Raw genomic sequence first — 19,743 nt, 5'->3', positions numbered from 1 at the left:
ATGAACCTTTCTTACGCCGCGTCCCTCGTTGACGCGGTGTGAGATTGACGATCGATGCGACTGGACAAACCCCTCACCCAGACGAGGGAAATCGTCGCTCGCAGTGAGCGGGTCAAGCGCAGTAGCGCACCACTGCAGTCTCGCCCAGTTTTGGGGCGGCACTACTTAGTCGCTATCCGCGGATCGAGGCTAAGTACTGCCGCGCCGACTCTCGGGACGATTTGCAGTGGCGCACTACTGAAATCGTCCCGCCGAAGGCGAGCGACGATTCCGATAGCGGATCTCGATCGATGCGGTGGCCACAGCTCCTCGGGCTGTGGCTCAAGTGAGGGCCGTGAACAGGGCGTAATCGTCGATCGAAAGGTGATAACGCGCATGGACATTGGCCAAGGCGTTGCGATCGTGGGGATCGGGTGTTGGTTCCCGGGCGGCGTATTCACGCCGGACCAGTATTGGGACTTCATGATGCGGCGCGGGGACGGCATTGTCGAGGTGCCCGGGGAGCGATGGAACACCGACCTCTACTACGACCCTGACCCGGCTGCGCCCGGCCGAGCCTATACACGCCACGGCGGATTCGTGACCCGCTCGCCGTGGGATTTCGACGCTGAGTTCTTCGGTATTTCCCCACGAGAAGCCGAGGTGATGGATCCTCAGCAGCGCTGGGTGCTCGAGGTTGCGTGGGAGGCGCTGGACGACGCGGGATTGGCGGGCGTGGCTCCCGGAAGCGACGCCGGTGTCTATATCGGCGGGTTCATGAGCGACAACCAGATTCGCCGGTGCATGTCCTCCGCGCGCCGCGCCATCAGCCACTTCACCGCCACCGGCGCATCGCAGGCCATGCTGTCCAACCGCCTCTCTCATGCGTTGGATCTGCGTGGGCCGAGCATGACCATCGACACGGCGTGCTCGTCGTCTATGGTCGCGATTCACGAGGCGACGCAGGCTATCTCCCGCGGCGAGTGCGAAATCGCCCTCGCGGGCGGAGTGAACGTCATGATCCATCCGGAGTTGTTCGTATCGATGTGCAAGGGCAAGTTTCTTGCCCGCGACGGGCGGAGCAAATCGTTTGACGCCGCCGCGGACGGATACGGCCGCGGTGAGGGCGCGGGCATGCTTGTACTGAAGAGCATTGACGCAGCATTGCGCGACCGGGACCGCATCTACGCCGTAATCGCCGGTAGCGGGGCGAACCAGGATGGTCACACCATGGGGATCACCGTCCCCAACGGGGCCGCGCAACGTGATCTCGCACTAGCTGTCTGCGAAAAGGCGAATCTCGCCCCGCACGAGATCGGGTATGTCGAAGCCCACGGAACAGGCACACCGGTCGGAGACCCCATCGAGGTCACCGCGTTAGGCGAGGCATATGGCCTGGCCGAGCTGCGGACCGGTCCGTTGCTTGTGGGCTCGGTGAAGCCATCGATCGGGCATCTGGAGGCCGCAGCCGGGGTTGCGGGTGTGATCAAGGCCGCGCTGGCGATACGGCACCGCACTATTCCGCCGCAAGCATGGTTGGAAAACCTCAACCCGGCGATTCCGTTCAGCGATCTCAACATCGAGGTTGTCACCCAGGCGAAAGCGTTCCCCACTCCGTCAGGTCGAGCCTTTGCCGCCGTCAACGGCTTCGGCTACGGCGGGACCAATGGCCATGTCATCCTGGCCCAGGCCCCGGGCATGCCCACGCCCGCCACAGAACGGCCTTCGATCGCGCTCTTCCCAATCTCCGCCGCCAGCAAGGATTCTGTCCGTGCTGTCGCCGCCGCCGTCCGCAGCACCGTGGGTTGCGCGTCGTCGATCGACGATCTCTGTTCAGCCGCATGGAGCCGCCGAGCGCATCACTCGTTCCGGACCGTACTGCCCTGTTCCGACAAAGACGAACTGGTGCGACATCTCGACGCTGTCGCTGCTGGAACAGGGACGATCAGCCGCGCTACCGTGCCGACTGGGACCAAACCGGTGTTCGTCTTCAGTGGCATAGGACCTCAATGGTGGGGCATGGGACGCGAACTTCTCGCCATGGACGGGCCTTTCGCGCGCACAGCGGCCGAGATCGATTCGTTGTTCGTTGAGATCGCTGGCTGGTCGATTCTTGACGAACTGCTCAAACCGGAATCTGAAAGCCGCATTCAGCGCACCGAATACGCTCAGCCGGCCAACTTTCTTGTACAGGTTGGGCTCGTCGCCGAACTCGCGGCGCTGGGTGTCGAGCCCGCTGCGATTGTCGGGCACAGCGTCGGCGAGGTAAGCGCGGCGTTTGTCAGCGGTGCACTCACCCTTCGCGACGCGCTCTTGGTGAGCTATCACCGGGCTCGTCTGCAGGCCAGTACAGAAGGCACCGGGGGGATGCTGGCGGTCGGTTTGTCGGAAAGCAAGGTGACGCAGCGACTTTCCGAAGCAGGCGGTGTCGACGTGGTCATCGCGGCGGTCAATAGCCCCGATTCTGTGACGCTGGCCGGTCCGCTCGCTGCGGTCGAACATCTGTACCGTGACCTGTCCGCGGACGTCTTCGTCCGCCGCCTACAGGTGACGGTGCCCTACCACAGCCCGCTGATGGATCCGATCCTCGACGATCTAGCAACGGTGCTTGCCGACATCCAGCCACTCCGGCCACAACGGCATCTGTATTCGACGGTCACCGCCCAGCAGGTCACCCTGCCGGAATTGGGTGCCGAGTACTGGTGTGCCAACGTCCGCCGGCCTGTGCGATTCGGCGACAGCATCGAAGCCCTGATCGATGCGGGCCACCGGGTGTTCCTCGAGGTGGGGCCGCATCCCGTGCTGTCGGGCAACATTCGAGCGATATTGGCCGACAAGGCGGCGTCAGGTGCTGCCATCGCCACGCTCAAGCGCAACGAGAGTGACCACGACCGTCTGCTCGGTGCCGTCGCGGAGCTCTACCGCGCGGGCTGCCTCGGCCGAACTGTGCCGGGTCAGTCCACGCTCGCACCACACGCGGATCTCCCCAGTTATCCCTGGCAACACAAGGTGCTGTTCGCTGAATCCCGTCAGGCGGAGTTGGAGCGGAACGGTGGTGACGATGACCGTCCACTGCTCGGCACCCGAGCTACCCGACACCCTATGGCATGGTCGACTGAGCTGTCGGTTACCCGAGTACCTTGGCTGCCAGACCACGTCGTCGACGGGATGGTGGTATTACCGGGTGCCGCGTACCTCGACGCATTCTTGTGTGCAGCCGCCGAATGCACAAAACATGTAAGTCTCACAGTCGAATCCGTGCGGTTCTCCCGCCTACTCGTCATAGAAGACCACGCGGTGCCGACTGTCACCGTCGCCGCGGAACCCGCAACGATGCGGTTGAGCTTTTCCTCATACGACGACACCGACAATCGGATTGTCCACAGCACAGCACGAATAGTCGACGCGGCAGTAGAAGCACCGCAGGTGGAGGTGCCGTGCATCGACGGTGACACCTTGAGCCATGAAGAGTTCTATGAGCTGCTGCAAAGCCGTGGTTTCCAATACGGTCCAGCGTTCCGACGGGTCGTCGAGGCAAGGGTCGGCTCCGATGTCATTGTCACGACAATTGATCCGGTATCGGCCGACACAAGGCATCTCGCGCACCCGGCCCTGATCGATGCCGCGCTGCAGGGCGTTGCCGCATTCGACGATCTGGCGCTGGGAACGATGGTGCCGGTTGCTGTCGAAACTGTGCGTAGGCACGGGCCGACGCCGACGGCTCCCGTGACGGCGGTGATACGCCGCGCCAGCGGACCCGATATATACGTCGACATCGCGATGTGTGGTCCCGATGGCACCGCGTTCTTCGAGCTTCTCGGGGTGCGATTCGCCGAATTGGCCCCTGCACCGTCGCCGATCGCCGAATTGAGACCACTGCTTTACGAGATCGACTGGCGCCCGGTAGATCCGGCTGCCATCGATGGTCGTGCCGAGCAGCCGGTGATTACGGTCGGCCTGGGTAACCCATTGCGGCGATGGGTAGATCACCGGGACTGTGGCACCGATGTACCGATCCGACCGATGTGTCTGGCACAGACCATCCGTCAGCTTGGTGGAGCTAACGTGACGGTTCTGGTCGTCGCCGGTGACGACGACCAGATCAGCCTGACTGCTGAACTCGTTGAAGTGGCACAGCAATTCGATTCGGTGATTGAGTCCGCCCCCGACGTTCGGATCGACGCGGTTCTGTTGACCATGGGGGCTTTCCGCTTGCCGGGGGACCACCATGAGCCGAATGTGCTGCACGCAGCGCTAGCAGGGGCACGTCGGGTGTTACAGAACGAACAACTGTCAGTGCGCTGGCGGCATATCGATCTGCAGCCCGGTGATGATCACCGCGGTCTGGACACGGCGATGTTGACCGAGATCCACAATGGCGAACAGCTTGTCGATGAGATGGCACTACGCGATGGACTTCCGCTCGCGCCCTACTATCGCCGCGGCCTTGCCGATCGACTCGATGGGTATTCGGAAGTGACTCCGCATGTCGATCCGGAGGCATCGTTCGTCCTCGAGCCGCCGAAAACACGGCTGCTCGAGGATCTCGCTCTGCGCGCGGTACCACGAATTACGCCGGTAGCCGGCCAAATTGAGGTATGTATCGACGCGATCGGGCTGAACTACAAGGATGCAATGAAGCTTCTTGGCGTGCTGACACCGCAGAATCTGCGCGGAACGTGCTTCGGGACAGCGGTGGGTATGGAGGGTATTGGTGTCGTCACTCGCACAGGTCCCCTGAGCCACTTCGGAATCGGCGACGTCGTTCTGGTGTCAGTTCCGAATATGTTCAGCCGGTATCTCACGCTTGATCCGGCCGATGCCGTGGTCAAACGTCTCACTCGCGATGTGACACCCGGCCTGGCAGCGAGTTTCATTCCATATTTGACCGCACATTATGGCCTGGTATATGCGGCGAGGCTAGGCGCGGACGAGACCATCCTCGTGCACGGGGCGGCTGGCGGCACCGGGTTAGCGGCGGTTCACGTCGCACGTCATCTCGGTGCCCGCGTGATCGGCAGCGCCGGCAACGAGGAACGGCGAGCCTTTGCGCGCGCCGCCGGCGCGCATCACACCGTGAACTCCCGCACGGCCAACTTCGTTGACGACGTCATGCGGCTCACCGACGGTCACGGCGCGGACGTGATATATACCTCGCTACCCGGCGAGGCGCTTCGGCAAAATCTCAAGGCCGCAGCGGAATTCGGCCGCATCGTCGACATCGGCAAAGCCGACATCTACAGCAACGGGGCCATCGAGCTCGGGCCGTTCGACCGCAACCTGCAATATTTCGCCGTCGATGTCGACCGGATGTTCAACCACCGGCGTGCTTTCACAGACCAGCTCGCCGCCGAGGTCATCGGGCGGCTGAACGACGGAACCTACACCCCGCTGCCCGCGACGACGTATGACGCCGATGCGTTGACGGAGGCCTTCAGTGTTGTCGCGCGAGGCGCCCAGCAGGGCCGCGTCGTGGTGAATCTGCGCGGTAACCCGCCGATTCGGCCCGCGATCCCTTCATTCCCCGTCCGCGCCGACGGGACTTACCTGGTGACCGGCGCCTTCGGTGCCGTCGGCCTGGCAATGGTCGATTGGCTGGTCTCTCAGGGAGCACGGCACCTAGTCGTCGTCAGCAGGAGCGGCCCCCGTGGCGGACGAGCCAAACGGCGACTCCAGGCGTGGCGCGCTACCGGCGCGGACATCCGGGAGGAAGCCGTCGACGTCGGCGATGCACTCGCCGTCTCGCGCCTGATAGCCCGAGTCGCCGAGCAGATGCCTCTGCTGCGCGGCGTATTTCATGCCGCCGGTGTGGCAGAGGACAGCGCATACGGAAGGGCCACACCCGAATCCCTGCGCCGAGTGATCGCGCCCAAGCTCGACGGTGCATGGAACCTGCACCATGCGACGGAATCCGCCGGGATCGACCTGGAGGCCTTTGTGCTGTTCTCGTCGACGTCGGCGATGATTGGCATACCGCTGCAGATTGCCTATGCCGCCGCAAACGCCGGCCTAGATGCGTTGGCTCAACTCCGCCAGGCACGCGGTAAGGCAGGACTATCGGTGAACTGGGGAGCGCTGCGCGGGGGCGGTATGGCGGACTCCTCTCCAGAGGTGCGCCGCTATCTCGAGGTGCTCGGGCAGCGGGACATTCTGGTGGGCCACCTCCCCGCGCTGTTGGCAACGATGCTGGCTTTCTCCGACACATTGTCCAATGTCGTAATCGCCAACATAGATTGGCAGACGCTGCTGTCGGGCCAGCCGGCATTGAAGTCCTCCACGAGGTTTGCCGACTTTGCCGCGGCCCTGGGCGATGGCGCCCTTAACTTCCGTGCCGAACTGTTCGCTCTGCCTGTTGACCAACGGCTCGAAGTGCTCACCGCGATGCTGGCAGAACAGGTCGCTGCCGTCCTTGGCATTCCCACCGACACCATCGATCATCACACCCCCCTGGCGGAGTTCGGTCTCGATTCGTTGTCGTCGGTCGAGCTCGCTTCACGCGTCGCGGCGACGTTAGACATTCGAATATCGGCGATGGAATTCGAACGGCTGCATGGATTGTCTGCCATCGCGAAGCAGGCCCTGGCCGTAGCGGAGGTGTCGTGAAATCCAGCCGGTTGGCCTCCTCCTGGATGGCCAACGCGGTAAGAAATCCCCGAAGAATATGCCCTGTAGGGCAAAGGGTTTGCCCCATAGGCCGCCGTGCTCGAAGGGTTCGCACGGGTACGCTGTGGCTGCCAACCAGGCTTTCGCAGGCGCGTTCGGCGGCACCCTCGCTGACCAGTGGAAAGACTTTGTCGTTCCGCCGCAGGTCGCCCCGACCGCAGTGATCTTCCCGGGCGTTCCGGTCGGACAGAACGCGGGCCGCGGTTCCAACACCCGTGCCTCGCAGAACATCATCAGCAACGGCTCAAAGATCCTCGTTCCCGAGGGCACCGGCCTGATGACGTTTCAGGATGGCAAGATCACGGGCTTCATTGCCCAGCCGGGCGGCTACATCTGGCATTCCGATGACTCTTACTCGCAGTCGATCTTCGCCGACGACTCCAGAGTGAGCTCGGTCGTCAAACAATCGTTTGAGCGCTTCAAGTTCGGCGGTCAGCCCGGCAGCCAGCAGCTCGTGTTCTATGTGAACCTCCGTGAGCTACCCAATAACCGGTTCGGTACGCAGTCGGAGATCTATTGGGATGACGCGTATCTCGGCGCTCAGGTGGGTGCGATCACGCGCGGTACGTACACCATACGCATCATTGACCCGGTCCTGTTCGCCACCCAGTTCGTGCCGTTGACGTACTTGCAGGCCGGCGGCCAGGTGTTCGATTTCACTGACTTCGACAATGACGCGGCCACTCAACTCTTCAACGAGGTGGTGTCGTCGCTCGCACCGGCGTTCTCGCACTATACGAACGACCCGAGCAAGGGCAATCGGATGGCGCGCATCCAAGGCGACTCCATCGGTTTCGCTCAGTCGCTCTCGGCCGCGGTCGACAGTGCCTACCGCTGGAGCACGGGGCGCGGCATCACGATCGTCAACGTCGCGATCGCATCGATCGAGTACGACGAGGACACCCGACGGTTGCTCTCGGACGTCAAGAAGGCGGATGCCCTGAGCGGCTCGCGTGGCAACTCATTCCTCCAGCAGTCGGTCGCGCGCGGGATGCAGGCCGCGGGCGAGAATGGTGGGGGAGCTGCCGGAATCGCGATGATGGGCATGGGTATGAATGCCGCGGGCGGCGCGATGGGTGGCCTGCAACAACCTCCGGGCCCGGCGGCGTATCAGCAGGCACCCGCCGGCGATGACCCGGTAGCAAAACTCGCCCAGTTCAAGAGCATGCTTGACCAGGGCCTTATCACCCAGGCCGACTACGACGCTGCCAAGGCCAAGGCGCTCGGACTCTAGGCCATGACTGACCCCTACAGCCGGGGTAACCGGTCTGGCGGATATCCGCCAGACCGCGGCCAACCCCCGCCGCAGCCATATGGATCCGCGCAGCCGGACGGTGCGATCCCGCGCGACCAGGCCGTCGAGGTGACGCCGCCCGGCCAGTTCAGCAATGCCACGTGGGACGACGTGAACCGTGCGCGTGAGGCCGAACGCAACGCGGGCTACGGCCCCGGCGAAGCACCCGTGGTGACTTACGACCAGCACGACGGGCCGCAGGTCATCCAGACGTCAACCGACCGATCCGACGGGCTCAACAAGTGTCCGCGCTGCGGAGCCACCGACATCGGCTTCGATATCAAGGGCGGCCAATTGGTCTGCCACTATTGCCGATTCGCGTGGAGTGAGAAGAACGCCGCCGAGGTGTTCGACCTCAACTCGCCGATCAGCCAACTGCGCGGACGTCGGATCTGTTCGGGTTCAGGAAATCTCGTGCCCGGGGTCAACCAGGTCGTGAGCTTCAAATGCAGCGCGTGTGGTGCCGAGGTGTCGATCGACACTGCCCATGCCGTACAGGCGCTGTCACTGGTGCCGTAACAAGCTCTCGGTCAACGAGCAAATCCAAAACGGTGCGGTCCCCGACGTCGTGCTGCCGTTCTCGCTACCCAAAGCCGAGGCCGTCGCGCGCATCTCCGAATTCGTCTTGGCGCGTAAGTTTTTCGCGAGCCGGCGGTTCACCGCGGAGTTTGCGCCCGAGAACGTCATGGGTGTCTACCTGCCCTACTTGATCATCGACTTCAACAGCTCGGTCGAGTTCGTGGGCATCGGTGAGCACACCACCCGTAGTTACACCGTGCGCATCGACGACGACAATTCCGAGACTCGGTATGACTTCGATGCGTATCGGGTGGCTCGTAAATTCGATCTCTACATCGATGACCTCACGATCGAATCGGCTGCCGACAAACGCGACTTCCACACCGATCGCAACACCAACAACATCATCAACTCGATCACGCCGTTCGACACCAAGAACGTCGTGCGCTACGACCCCAACTATCTCTCGGGATTCACCTCGCAGCGGCGCGATCTCGACGTCGACGCCATGTTCGACCCCGCGCGCCTGCAAGCCCAGGACATCGGCCGGTATCGCGCCGCCGAGACCTTGGAGTTCTACGATCGCGGCGTGCGTTGGGACCAGCAGCGCATCGACGTCCACGGAGAGCGGTGGGTGTCTGCGTATCTGCCCGTGTGGTTGTACAGCTACTACGAGCGCAAGAGCGGCGGGAAAGAACTGCTGCACTACATCGCGGTGAACGGCCGCACAGGCGAGACGATGGGCTCGGTGCCAATCAACACGACGCGCCTGTGGGTCGCATCGGGTGTGGCCGAATTGTGCGGGCTCGCAGCGACAATCCTGTCTGCCCTGGTGTTCTGGCGGTAGGGGGCGAACGTGGACATCACGATGTTGTCGGCGGCGGTCGACGTCGTTGTTGCGTCGAGTCACCTTCTCGCGTCGTCATCGTCCTCGTCGGGTAGCGGCGAGTGGATTCCCTTCCTCTTCCTCCTCACCGGTCCGGCGTTCTTCATGTACCAGTACTCGCGCTACCGGAACAAGAACAAGCGCCACCACCACGAGAGGGAAACACTCTCGGACATCGCCAACATGCGGACCATGGACCAGTTCGCGGAGAGCGTGACCAACTCGCGCAATTCCCGTATGTCAGACGCCAACGAGCGGGAAGTGCGCGGGTAGCACGAGGCCGTCAGTTGGGCCGTGAGCCCGTGAGCAACCCAGACCGTCTACTCAGCAGGCCAGAACCTCAAGGATCGAGCGCAGCACGTGGCCGACTCCGGCGTCGCAGTTAGCGCTGGTGGAGTAGTCCGCGGCGTCGAGAACTGCCGGGCGCGCGTTCGCCGGTGCGACACCGACCCCCGCGAAGCGGAGCATACCGAGATCGTTGGGACCGTCGCCTACGGCGAGCACTTCGCCCGGATCGATGCCCGCGGCCCGACAGTACTCCGCGAGCGCGTGGGCTTTGTCGACGTCGGCCCGGGTGATCTCCAGGTAGGTCGGGTTGGAGATCTGCGCCCGTAGTCCCTCGGGCATCGCGGCAATCACCGGGTCCAGGGTCTCCGGCCGTCCATCCGGTGCGATGAGCATGAGTTTATCCGGTCCCTCGGTGAGTTCGTCCAGGTCACAGACGGTAGGGGCGGTCTCCGTGATGGCGGCTTCATCGGTGATCGTGTGGTCGAGATCGGATACGTACCAGTGCTCCCGGTAGTACCAGCCCACCGCGATGCCGCGTTCGCGCGCCACCGCGACCGTGCGGTGCGCGGCGTCCACCCGCATGTTCCATTCGGTGACGACGTCCAGCGTGCCGTCGTCACCGACGCGCGCGGTAAGTGCGCCTTGGGAGCAGATGAAGACCGCATCGGCGAGGGCTGGCAGCGCAGCGAGCACCGACGTGAGGGCGCCCGGCCCCCGAGAGGTGGCGAGCATGACCTTCAGGCCCGCCTGCTGTGCGTGCGCGATGGCGGCGACGTTCTCGGCCGGGACCCGGTGGTTGTTGTCGAGGAGGGTGCCGTCGACGTCAGTCACGACGAGTCTGATCCGGCCCCCCGCGGCGCCCCGGGTAGCGATGTCGGGCGGGTGCGTCATGTTGTGTCCCCTCGTGGCCGGGTACCGCCGATGCGGAGTTCGATTTCGTGCGCCGCGGCACCGCCAGTGAGCACAGTCCCACCTCGCGTTCTTGGCGACAGACGGCGTAGCCGCGGCTGCGGACGTTGGCGAGCTGGCGTCGAAGTTGCGCCGGCGAGCTTCTCGCTCAACAGGCTCCTCGCCATGGAATTCTGACTCAGAATAACCAACCGCGAAGAACAAAGTCCGGCCCCCTTGTACCAGTGCAATGGCACTGATACTGTCCTTCGTGTTGAGTAAGAAAAGCCAGCTCAAATCATGTGAAATGTCACATGGTGATCAACGCAGAGTCGCTAGATACCTGAGGAGACCAGCTCGATGACCGACAAGCCCTGGCGCGGAATCCACGTCGCAACCGCCCTTCCCTTCAACGACGACCTCTCCATCGACTGGGACGCCTGGGCCGACGAGGTGACCTGGCTCGCCGCGAACGGCATGGACGGCGTCACCCCGAACGGCTCGCTGGGTGAGTACCAGACGCTGACCCCGGAGGAGCGCTACAAGGTCGTCTCCATCGCCGCCGAGGTCGCTCCCGAGGGCTTCCGCGTGATGGCCGGCTGCGGCGCCTACGGCGCGCTCGAGTCCGTCCGCGCCGCCGAGCAGGCCGCCGAGGCGGGCGCGCAGTCCATCATGCTGCTGCCGCCCAACACCTACCGCGCCGAGCGTGAGGCCGTCATCGACCACTACCGCCGCGTCGCCGCCGTCGGCCTGCCGATCGTCGCCTACAACAACCCGCTGGACACCAAGGTCGACATGAAGCCCGACCTGCTCGCCGAACTGCACGGCCTGGGCTACATCAAGGGCGTCAAGGAGTTCACCGGTGACGTCCGCCGGATCTACGAGATCGAGGAGCTCGCGCCCGACCTCGACGTGCTGATTGGAACCGACGATGTCCTGCTCGAGGTCGGTGTGGCCGGCGCGGTGGGCTGGGTCTCCGGCTACACCAACGCCTTCCCGAACGCCTGCAAGAAGCTCTACGACCTCGCCACCTCCGGCAATGTTGCCGATCTGGCAGAGGGCCTGAAGCTCTACCGCGATCTGCACCCGCTGCTGCGCTGGGACTCCAAGACCGAGTTCGTCCAGGCCATCAAGCTGTCGATGGACATGGTCGGCCGTAAGGGCGGAATCTGCCGCCCGCCGCGCACCCCGCTTTCGCCCGAGATGGCAGCGCGGGTGACCAAGGCGACCGAGTACGCCATCTCCCGCGGATACAACTAGATACAACTGAGTCATGGCCACGCTGGACTTTCTCCCTGCGGACGAGCTGAAAGCTCTCGCAAACGAGGCGGAAGCGGTCGACTTCCTCTACGACGCTTTGAAGTCCGGCGTCGTCGACCCCGAATCCGACGCCCCACGACTGTTCTCTCCCGCACCCGGCGGTGAGTTCCTCCTCATGCCGGGTTGCGGGACCGAATACTCGGGCGTCAAAGTGATCACCGTGGCGCCGGAGAACCCGCGCCGCGGCAAGCCCAAGATCCAGGGTGTGTACGTCTTGGTGGGGAGCGACGACCTCACTCCCCGCGTACTGATGGACGGTCCGGAGCTCACCCTGCTCCGGACCCCCGCGGTGAGCATTCTCGCGATCCGTGAGTTGCTCCGGCTGGGGTCACGGCGCCCGGAAGGACCACTGAAAGTCGTCGTCTACGGCACCGGCCCGCAGGCCTTACGTCACATGGAAGTGCTCGACGACGTGGTCGGTCCGATCGACGCCGCGGTGATCGGGCGGCGCCCGGAAGCGGTGGCACGCCTGGTGGAGCAAGGTAGCTCGGCCGGGCTGCGGGTGCGGCCGGGGACCGCCGACGACGTGCCTTCGGCGGCGGTGGTGCTGACCGCCACCAGCTCCTCGACCCCGGTGTTGGACGACGCTCTTGTCGCACCCGACACTGTGGTCGCGGCGATGGGCGCACACGGTCCGCAGAACGCCGAGCTTCCCCCTGAACTCATCCGTCGCGCCGACGTCGTGGTGGAGGGCCGGGCTTCGGCAATGCGCGAAGCCGGAAACCTGCTTGGCGCCCGCACCGTGGCAGAGTGGGCCGACCATCCGATTGCCAACCTGGCCGACCTCGTGACTGGACGGTTCAGTCGCCGCGCGGGCGTTCCTGCTGTCTTCTCCGGGGTGGGGATGGCATGGGAAGACCTCGTGGTCGCCGCCGCCATCTACGAGAAGTACCGCAAGTCGCACACCCGAACCTGATAGACCAACGCCAAGCCCACGCCAAGGAGCCGGACATGACTGAAACTTCCCCGCACGTCGACGAACTGGTGGCCGCGGCCGTCGCGGCCGGTGACACCTGGGCCGCGACGGATGCAGCGGAGCGCGCCAAGATCTTGTACGCCGTGGCCGATGCGCTGGACGCCGACGCCGACCGCCTTGTCCCGATCGCCCAGGCCGAAACCAACCTGCCCGAGGCGCGGCTGCGCGGCGAGCTCAAGCGCACCACCTTTCAGCTGCGCATCCTGGCCGACGTCGCCGCCGCGGGAGAGCACCTCGATGTCCGCGTCGACCACGCCGACGCCGACTGGCCGATGGGTGCTCCGCGTCCAGACCTTCGTCGTACCTCGGTGCCGCTCGGCCCGGTGGTCGTGTGGGGCGCCTCGAACTTCCCGTTCGCGTTCAGCGTCGCGGGCGGCGACACCGCCGCAGCGCTCGCGGCCGGTTGCCCGGTGATCTACAAGGCGCACCGCGGCCACCCGAAACTTTCCGATGCGACCGCCGCGATCGTCATCAGCGCGCTCAGGGAAGCGGGTGCACCGGACGGCCTGTTCAGCGTTATTCACACCCAGGACGAGGGCCGCGCCGCACTGAGCCACCCGGACGTCAAGGCGGGCGCCTTCACCGGCGGTATCCCCGGCGGTCGTGCCCTGTTCGACCTGGCCCAGTCGCGCCCCGAGCCGATCCCGTTCTACGGCGAACTCGGCAGCGTCAACCCGGTCTTCGTCACGGCGGCCGCCGCCGCCAAGCGCGGCCAAGAGATCGTCGACGGCTTCGTCGGCTCGTTCACGATGGGCCAGGGCCAGTTCTGCACCAAACCCGGCCTGCTGATGGTCCCGGCCGACTCGGGGCTGACCGAACTGCTCGGCGCGGCCCCGCTGCCCGACGGTCACAAGCTGCTCAACACCGGCATCGCGGCCGGGCACCACGAAACCCGCGAGGGTCTGCAAGCCCGCGACGACGTGGAGCTGCTTGCCGGCGGAGGGGGAGAGGTCGACCCGCCCGCGGCCACGCTGTTGGCCACGGACGCGGCCACCCTGCTGGCGAAGTTCGACGAGATCTTCGTCGAGTGCTTCGGACCCACCGCCATGGTGGTGACCTACACCAGCGACGATGACCTGCTCAACGTCGCGCGGGCGCTGGACGGTCAACTGACCGCCACGCTGGCCGCCGAGGAGGACGACGCGATCGTCGGGCCGCTCGCGAACATCCTGACCCGCAAGGCCGGCCGCATTCTGTGGAATCAGTGGCCGACCGGAGTCTCGGTGACCTACGCGCAGCAGCACGGCGGCCCCTACCCGGCGAGTACCGCCTCCGGCACCACGTCGGTGGGCACCGCGGCGCTGAACCGTTTCGTCCGGCCGGTCGCGTGGCAGGGTTTCCCGCAGGGGTTGCTGCCCGGTGAACTCCGCGACGACCAAACCGTGCCCGCACCCCGCCGCGTCGACGGCGTTCTGGAGATCGGAGACAACCGGTGAAGACCACCCACGTCTATCACGCGGTCGACTCACACACCGAAGGCATGCCCACCCGCGTGATCGTGGGCGGAGTGCCCGTCTTCCCGGGCGACACCATGGCGGAGCGGCGTCAATGGTTCATGGAGAACAACGACGATCTGCGCAAGCTGCTCATGCGCGAGCCGCGCGGGCACGCGTCGATGAGCGGCTCGATTCTGCAGCCGCCGACGCGCCCCGACGCCGACTTCGGCGTCCTGTTCATCGAGGTCTCGGGGCTGCTGCCGATGTGCGGTCACGGCACCATCGGTACCGCCACGGTGCTGGTGGAAACCGGCATGGTTGCGGTGACCGAGCCGGTCACCACCCTGCGGCTGGACACCCCGGCGGGCTTGGTCATCGCCGAGGTCGCCGTCTCCGACGGTCAGGCCAAGTCCGTCACCATTCGTAACGTGCCGTCCTTCAGCTACGGGCTCGATCAAACCGTGGAAGTGCCCGGATTCGGTCGGGTGCGCTACGACATCGCCTTCGGCGGCAATTTCTACGCCATCGTCGAACTCGAGGACCTGGGGTTGCCGTTCGACCGCAAGGCCAAGCAGCAGCTGCTGGACGCCGGCCTGGTGATCATGGACGCCATCAACGAGCAGAACCGTCCGGTGCACCCGGAGCGCCCGGACATCGCCGGCTGCCACCACGTGTACCTCAAGGCGCCCGGCTCGACCGCACAGCATTCGCGGCACGCGATGGCGATCCACCCGGGCTGGTTCGACCGTTCGCCGTGCGGCACCGGGACCAGCGCGCGGATGGCGCAGCTGCACGCCCGGGGCGAACTTCCGCTGCACACCGACTTCCTCAACGAATCGTTCATCGGCAGCCAGTTCACCGGGCGCCTGGTCGACACCACTACCGTCGGCGGGATCGAGGCGGTGATTCCCACCATCACCGGACGCGCCTGGATCACCGGCACCGCGCAGTACATGATCGACCCCGATGATCCGTTCCCCATCGGATTCGAGCTGTGATCAAGTCTTGTGACGTCGTCGTCATCGGCGCTGGGGCCGTCGGCTCGGCGATCAGTTGGTACGCCACGCGTGCCGGCCTGACGGTCGCCGTGGTCGAGCGCGGGAGCATCGTGTCCGGCAGCAGCAGCGCGTGCGAGGGCAACCTGCTGGTCTCCGACAAGGAAGCCGGACCCGAACTCGACCTCGCGCTCTACTCGCACGATGTATGGGCAGGCGAACTCGTCCAATACGCCGACCTCTGGGAGTTCGACTTCAAGGGCGGGTTGGTGGTGGCCTCCACCGCCGCCGGATACGCCGGCCTGGTGGAACTGATGGAACGCCAGCGTGCGGCCGGCGTTCACGTCGACGACGTACCACTCGACGAGGTGCCCGCGCTTGAGCCGCACCTCACCCCGGACATCACCGGAGCTGCGTACTACCCGCAGGACTGCCAGGTGCAGCCCGTGCTGCTGGCGGCGCATCTGCTGCGGATGGCGCGTGAGGGCGGCGCGGTGGTGTACACCGACACCACCGTCACCGGGTTTCTCACCGAGGCGGGACGGGTGACCGGGGTGCGGACCAGCGCCGGGAACATCTCCGCGCCGATGGTTGTCAACGCCGCGGGCGCCTGGTCCGGTGACGTGGCAGCGCTGCTGGGCATCTCCATGCCGGTGCTGCCGCGCCGTGGTTTCGTGCTGGTCACCGAGCCGCTGCCGCCGACGGTCTTCCACAAGGTGTACGCCGGGGAGTACGTCGCGAGCACACAAAGCTCGGATAGCGGCCTGCAGACCTCGACGGTGATCGAGGGAACCCGCGGCGGCACCGTGCTGATCGGCTCCTCCCGCGAGCGGGTCGGCTTCGACGCAACGCCGTCGCTGGCCGCGATCCGGGAGATCGCCGCCAGAGCGCTGCGGCTCTACCCTTGCCTGCGCGACGTTTCGGTGATGCGGTCCTACCTGGGCTTCCGCCCGTACTGCACCGACCATCTGCCGGTGATCGGCACCGATCCGCGCGCGCCCGGCCTGTGGCACGCGGCCGGGCACGAGGGCGCCGGCATCGGCTTGTCGGTGGGAACCGCGAAACTGTTGGTGCAGGCCATGACCGGGCAGACGACTGACTTGGAGCTGACGCCGTTCGCACCGGATAGGCCCAGCCTGCAGGAGGTCACCGTTGCCTGAGAACCAGCCCGAGAGCACCGAGGTGCTTTTCACCTTCGACGGCGAGGCGATTCCCGCGCGCGCCGGACAAACGGTCGGCGGGGCGCTCACCGACGCCGGTATCAAGAGCTGGCGCACCACACGTTTCGACCATCGCCTACGCGGGCTGTTCTGCGGGATCGGGGTGTGCTTCGACTGCCTCTTGACCATCGACGGACGCCCGAATCAACGCGCCTGCCTGGTCCCGGTGCGTGACGGACTGGCATGCGGGAGCGGCGGAGTTACGGGGGTGGACTCGCGTGGCTGATTCAGAAGGGCAGGTGCAGGCACGGTATGACGTCGCAGTTGTCGGCGCCGGTCCGGCGGGGCTGGCGGCTGCGGTGGCCGCGGCCGAGTCGAATCTGTCGGTGGCGCTGGTGGATTCGGCTGCGCAACCCGGCGGACAGTTCTGGCGCCACCCCGACGAACGATTCGACGCTCCAGACGAAGGCCGCGGGCAGCACCTGTGGCGGCGTTTCACCGATCTGCGCTCGCGGCTGCACGAGCACACCTCGGCGGCCGCAGCGCCCGGCCGGATCGTGCTCCACTTCTCGCGACAGGTGTGGTTCCTCGAACCCATCGAGGACGCCGGCGGCGAACCGCGCTATGCGCTGCACCTCACCGCACTCGCCGGCCCGCCGCCGGAAACCAACCGGATCGATGCACGCACGCTCATCCTGTGCCCGGGCGGCTACGACCGTCAGCTACCGGTACCCGGCTGGGATCTCCCCGGCGTCATGTCAGCCGGTGGCGTGCAGGCACTTCTGAAGGCCAACCGCAGCGTGGCCGGGAAGAAGGCGGTGGTTGCAGGCACCGGCCCGTTCCTGCTTCCGGTCGCGACCGGCCTCGCGGAAGCGGGTGCCCACGTGGTGGCTTTGTGCGAGGCAAGCCAACTCGTCCGCGGCTGGGGTCGTCATCCGATTGCCGCCGCATCGGTCCCGAGCAAGGCAATCGAGGGTGCCGAATACGCGTATGCGATGGCGCGACACCGGATTCGCTATCGCACCCGCACCGTCGTCACCGCGATCGAGGGCGCCGATTGCGTCACCGGCGTCACCACCGCGCGCCTCGATCGTGACGGACGCATTCGGCCCGAAACCCAGCAGCGCCACGAGGCGGATCTGGTCGCCTTCGGTTGGGGTTTCACCCCGTCGCTCGAGTTGGTCACCGCGACCGGCGCACAGACCCGGGTCGACGTCGACGGCTCATTGGTTGCCGTGGTAGACGACGCGCAGCGCTCAGACGTGCCCGGCGTCTACATCGCGGGAGAAGCGACCGGTGTTGGTGGCGCGGTTCTCGCGCTGGCCGAAGGTGAACTGGCCGGGTTGACGGCAGCCCAGGACCTGGGAGCGATGGCGTCGCTCACGCGGCGGCGCAGCAAGCTCATCGGGGTGATCACCCGGGGACGCCGTTTTGCGAGCGCGATGCATCAGGCGCATCCGGTGCCGGCGCGCTGGGCGGACTGGCTGCAGCCCGACACCACTGTTTGCCGTTGCGAAGAGGTCAGCTACGCGGAGCTGTCCCGCGCGCGCGACGAGCTGGGTGCCGAAGACGCGCGCACCGCAAAACTGGTCGCCCGACCAGGCATGGGCTGGTGCCAGGGCAGGGTGTGCGGTTTCGCCACCGCCTGCCTGACCGCCCCATCCGGAGTGCCCAACGTCGCCGACCTTGTCGCAGGCGCCAAGCGCACCATCGCCGCGCCGATCACACTGGGTGAGTTGGCCGACGAATACGATCGGGCGCAGCCGTGACGAGCATGCGGGAGGAGGTTCGGGTGAACATCACCAACCTGCGGCAGTTCGACAAGATGAGCCTGCGCGAGCAGGTGACCCGGGCCCTGCGCGCCGCGATCATCTCCGGCGAACTCGTGGCGGACGAGGTGTATTCGGCCCCGGCGCTCGGCGAGCGCTTCGGCGTCTCGGCCACCCCGGTCCGGGAGGCCATGCTCGACTTGATTCGGGAGAACCTGGTCGAGACGGTGCCGAACAAAGGCTACCGGGTCACGGTGCTCGACGACGCCGACCTCGATGACATCACCGAACTGCGCATGCTGATCGAACCGGCGCTCACCGCCCAGGCGGCCGAGCTGATCCCGACGGAGGACTTCGCCGAACTGCGGTCACTGGCCGATGACATCGTCTCCTGCGCCGCCGAGGGCGATCTGGTCTCTTACACCGAGGCCGACCGCGCCTTCCATCTGAAGATCCTCGGCTACAGCGGCAACAGCCGCGCGACGACGATCATCTCCGACCTGCGCGCGAATACTCGCCTCTACGGCCTGGCCACCCTCGTGGAACTCGGTTTGCTGGCCGACTCGGCGCGTGAACACCACGTGATCGTCAACGCTCTCGAAGCCCGCGACCCCGCTCTCGTCGACCGTTTGATGCGGGAGCACATCAGCCAGACGCGCGGCCGCTGGGCGACCCGCTGACGAAGGCGAGGTGCCATGCGGGACCGGCGTCTGCACCGTCCGTACGGGCACTGCTCGGCTGAAACTGATCTCAGCTCGACTTCTGCCAGCCGAATCGCCAGGAGATCTCGGCGGCCGTCTTCGCAACCTCGCGACTCATCGCCGGCAACCTATCGGTGACACGGAACGCCGGTCCGGCGAGGGTCACCGAAGCAAAGGCCCGACCGTCGAAGTCTCGGATCGGCGCGCCGACTGCGACTTCGCCGATCTCGTTCTCTTCGTAGGTGTATGCGACGCCGGTCGCTGTGGCCTCGTCGAGTTCGCGGTCGAGGCGAGCGCGTTCGGTGATGGTGTGCTCAGTGAAGCGAGGCAGGGGATCGGGCACCAAGTTGGCGCGTTCGTCTACAGGCAGGCAGGCGAGGAGGATCTTGCCCGCGGCTGTGGCGTGGATCGGCGTGCGGCGGCCCACCCAGTCGATGCTGCCGATAGCCGAATCGCCGGCGATCTGGTCGACGGTCATCACCTCGCCGTTGTCTAGCACGGCGATATTGACGGTCTCGCCGATGCGGCGAGCGAGGTCGACAGCGAACGGGCGGCACGTGGCGACGAGGTCAGGCCTGCGTTTGGGGCTGCTCGAGAGCATCCAAGCGGTGTAGCCGAGCGTGTACTCGCCGCGTGTTTCGTTCTGTTCGACGAGGCCGCGGCCTTCGAGAGTCGCGAGGAGTCGGGACACGGTGGTCTTGCTCAGTCCGAGTTCGGTCGCGATTGCCGTCACGCCGATCGATCGCGTGCGTGCAATGACCTCGAGGATCGAGATTGCGCGATCAACCGACTGCACGACGCCGCTGCGGCCGCCATCGGGGCTAGTCATGGATCGCATCCTACGAAGGGCGACACCCACCGTGTGCGGT

General features: G+C 65.7%; 15 protein-coding genes and 1 pseudogene. 13 read left to right on the top strand and 3 right to left on the bottom strand.

Annotated features, from left to right (window positions below; all coding sequences use genetic code 11):
- The first annotated feature begins 375 nt into the window (after nt 1–375).
- The 5 genes from B133_RS0115870 to B133_RS0115855 all read left to right on the top strand — a co-directional run bounded on the left by B133_RS0115870 (nt 376) and on the right by B133_RS0115855 (nt 9,614).
- Nucleotides 376–6,582, top strand: a complete 6,207-nt coding sequence (locus tag B133_RS0115870; protein WP_018602447.1) for a type I polyketide synthase — start codon at nt 376–378, stop codon at nt 6,580–6,582.
- A gap of 124 nt (nt 6,583–6,706) precedes the next feature.
- Nucleotides 6,707–7,876 (top strand): SPFH domain-containing protein, encoded by a 1,170-nt coding sequence (locus B133_RS0115865; RefSeq protein ID WP_018602446.1) that lies wholly within the window; start codon nt 6,707–6,709, stop codon nt 7,874–7,876.
- 3 nt (nt 7,877–7,879) lie between these two features.
- Nucleotides 7,880–8,455, top strand: a complete 576-nt coding sequence (locus tag B133_RS24655) for a hypothetical protein (protein ID WP_198291007.1) — start codon at nt 7,880–7,882, stop codon at nt 8,453–8,455.
- Complete coding sequence (locus tag B133_RS22900; protein ID WP_018602445.1) at nt 8,424–9,302, top strand: hypothetical protein; 879 nt, start codon at nt 8,424–8,426, stop codon at nt 9,300–9,302. Before B133_RS24655 ends, B133_RS22900 begins: the two co-directional genes overlap by 32 nt.
- 9 nt (nt 9,303–9,311) lie before the next feature.
- Complete coding sequence (locus B133_RS0115855) at nt 9,312–9,614, top strand: hypothetical protein (protein ID WP_018602444.1); 303 nt, start codon at nt 9,312–9,314, stop codon at nt 9,612–9,614.
- A gap of 51 nt (nt 9,615–9,665) precedes the next feature.
- Here B133_RS0115855 and B133_RS0115850 read toward each other — a convergent pair whose 3' ends face one another.
- Together B133_RS0115850 and B133_RS25370 are read right to left on the bottom strand one after the other, a co-directional pair.
- On the bottom strand, nt 9,666–10,520 hold the full coding sequence (locus B133_RS0115850; protein ID WP_018602443.1) for a Cof-type HAD-IIB family hydrolase: 855 nt from the start codon (nt 10,518–10,520) through the stop codon (nt 9,666–9,668).
- Nucleotides 10,453–10,665 (bottom strand): annotated as a pseudogene (locus B133_RS25370) (IclR family transcriptional regulator C-terminal domain-containing protein); the annotation flags it as partial. The pseudogene B133_RS25370 and the gene B133_RS0115850, both read right to left, overlap by 68 nt.
- 212 nt (nt 10,666–10,877) lie before the next feature.
- Between B133_RS25370 and B133_RS0115845 the strand changes: the two are divergent.
- From B133_RS0115845 to B133_RS0115810, 8 genes are read left to right on the top strand one after another with little or no spacing between them, the layout of a single operon-like run.
- Nucleotides 10,878–11,777 carry a dihydrodipicolinate synthase family protein gene (locus B133_RS0115845; protein ID WP_018602442.1) on the top strand — a complete coding sequence of 300 codons (900 nt, stop codon included), beginning with the start codon at nt 10,878–10,880 and terminating at the stop codon, nt 11,775–11,777.
- Nucleotides 11,778–11,790: 13 nt separating this feature from the next.
- A complete protein-coding gene (locus tag B133_RS0115840; protein ID WP_018602441.1) occupies nt 11,791–12,753 on the top strand; it encodes an ornithine cyclodeaminase family protein in 963 nt (320 codons plus the stop codon).
- Nucleotides 12,754–12,788: 35 nt separating this feature from the next.
- Complete coding sequence (locus B133_RS0115835) at nt 12,789–14,249, top strand: aldehyde dehydrogenase (NADP(+)) (RefSeq protein WP_018602440.1); 1,461 nt, start codon at nt 12,789–12,791, stop codon at nt 14,247–14,249.
- Nucleotides 14,246–15,247 (top strand): proline racemase family protein, encoded by a 1,002-nt coding sequence (locus B133_RS0115830; protein ID WP_018602439.1) that lies wholly within the window; start codon nt 14,246–14,248, stop codon nt 15,245–15,247. Before B133_RS0115835 ends, B133_RS0115830 begins: the two co-directional genes overlap by 4 nt.
- Nucleotides 15,244–16,404 carry an FAD-binding oxidoreductase gene (locus B133_RS0115825; protein WP_018602438.1) on the top strand — a complete coding sequence of 387 codons (1,161 nt, stop codon included), beginning with the start codon at nt 15,244–15,246 and terminating at the stop codon, nt 16,402–16,404. Before B133_RS0115830 ends, B133_RS0115825 begins: the two co-directional genes overlap by 4 nt.
- Nucleotides 16,397–16,690 (top strand): (2Fe-2S)-binding protein, encoded by a 294-nt coding sequence (locus tag B133_RS0115820; RefSeq protein WP_018602437.1) that lies wholly within the window; start codon nt 16,397–16,399, stop codon nt 16,688–16,690. Before B133_RS0115825 ends, B133_RS0115820 begins: the two co-directional genes overlap by 8 nt.
- A complete protein-coding gene (locus tag B133_RS0115815; protein ID WP_157625897.1) occupies nt 16,683–18,173 on the top strand; it encodes an FAD/NAD(P)-binding oxidoreductase in 1,491 nt (496 codons plus the stop codon). Before B133_RS0115820 ends, B133_RS0115815 begins: the two co-directional genes overlap by 8 nt.
- A gap of 23 nt (nt 18,174–18,196) precedes the next feature.
- Nucleotides 18,197–18,853, top strand: coding sequence for a GntR family transcriptional regulator (locus tag B133_RS0115810; protein ID WP_026256490.1), 657 nt, complete (start codon nt 18,197–18,199; stop codon nt 18,851–18,853).
- A gap of 70 nt (nt 18,854–18,923) precedes the next feature.
- Here the strand turns inward: B133_RS0115810 and B133_RS0115805 are convergent, their stop codons facing one another.
- Nucleotides 18,924–19,703: an IclR family transcriptional regulator gene (locus B133_RS0115805; protein ID WP_018602434.1), complete on the bottom strand. Its 780-nt coding sequence runs from the start codon at nt 19,701–19,703 to the stop codon at nt 18,924–18,926.
- Between the last annotated feature and the right edge of the window lie 40 nt (nt 19,704–19,743).

The organism is Mycobacterium sp. 155 (genome assembly GCF_000373905.1).
In the GTDB taxonomy this organism is placed as follows: Bacteria; Actinomycetota; Actinomycetes; order Mycobacteriales; family Mycobacteriaceae; genus Mycobacterium.
The sequence above is the reverse complement of the archived record's forward strand: the minus strand, read 5'-3'. Positions and strand labels throughout refer to the sequence as shown.

Coding starts and splice junctions, on each gene's coding strand:
- B133_RS0115845 (WP_018602442.1), top strand. CDS start 10,878: ATGACCGACAAGCCCTGGCGCGGAATCCACGTCGCAACCGCCCTTCCC.
- B133_RS0115850 (WP_018602443.1), bottom strand. CDS start 10,520: ATGACGCACCCGCCCGACATCGCTACCCGGGGCGCCGCGGGGGGCCGG.
- B133_RS22900 (WP_018602445.1), top strand. CDS start 8,424: ATGCCGTACAGGCGCTGTCACTGGTGCCGTAACAAGCTCTCGGTCAAC.
- B133_RS0115835 (WP_018602440.1), top strand. CDS start 12,789: ATGACTGAAACTTCCCCGCACGTCGACGAACTGGTGGCCGCGGCCGTC.
- B133_RS0115870 (WP_018602447.1), top strand. CDS start 376: ATGGACATTGGCCAAGGCGTTGCGATCGTGGGGATCGGGTGTTGGTTC.
- B133_RS24655 (WP_198291007.1), top strand. CDS start 7,880: ATGACTGACCCCTACAGCCGGGGTAACCGGTCTGGCGGATATCCGCCA.
- B133_RS0115805 (WP_018602434.1), bottom strand. CDS start 19,703: ATGACTAGCCCCGATGGCGGCCGCAGCGGCGTCGTGCAGTCGGTTGAT.
- B133_RS0115840 (WP_018602441.1), top strand. CDS start 11,791: ATGGCCACGCTGGACTTTCTCCCTGCGGACGAGCTGAAAGCTCTCGCA.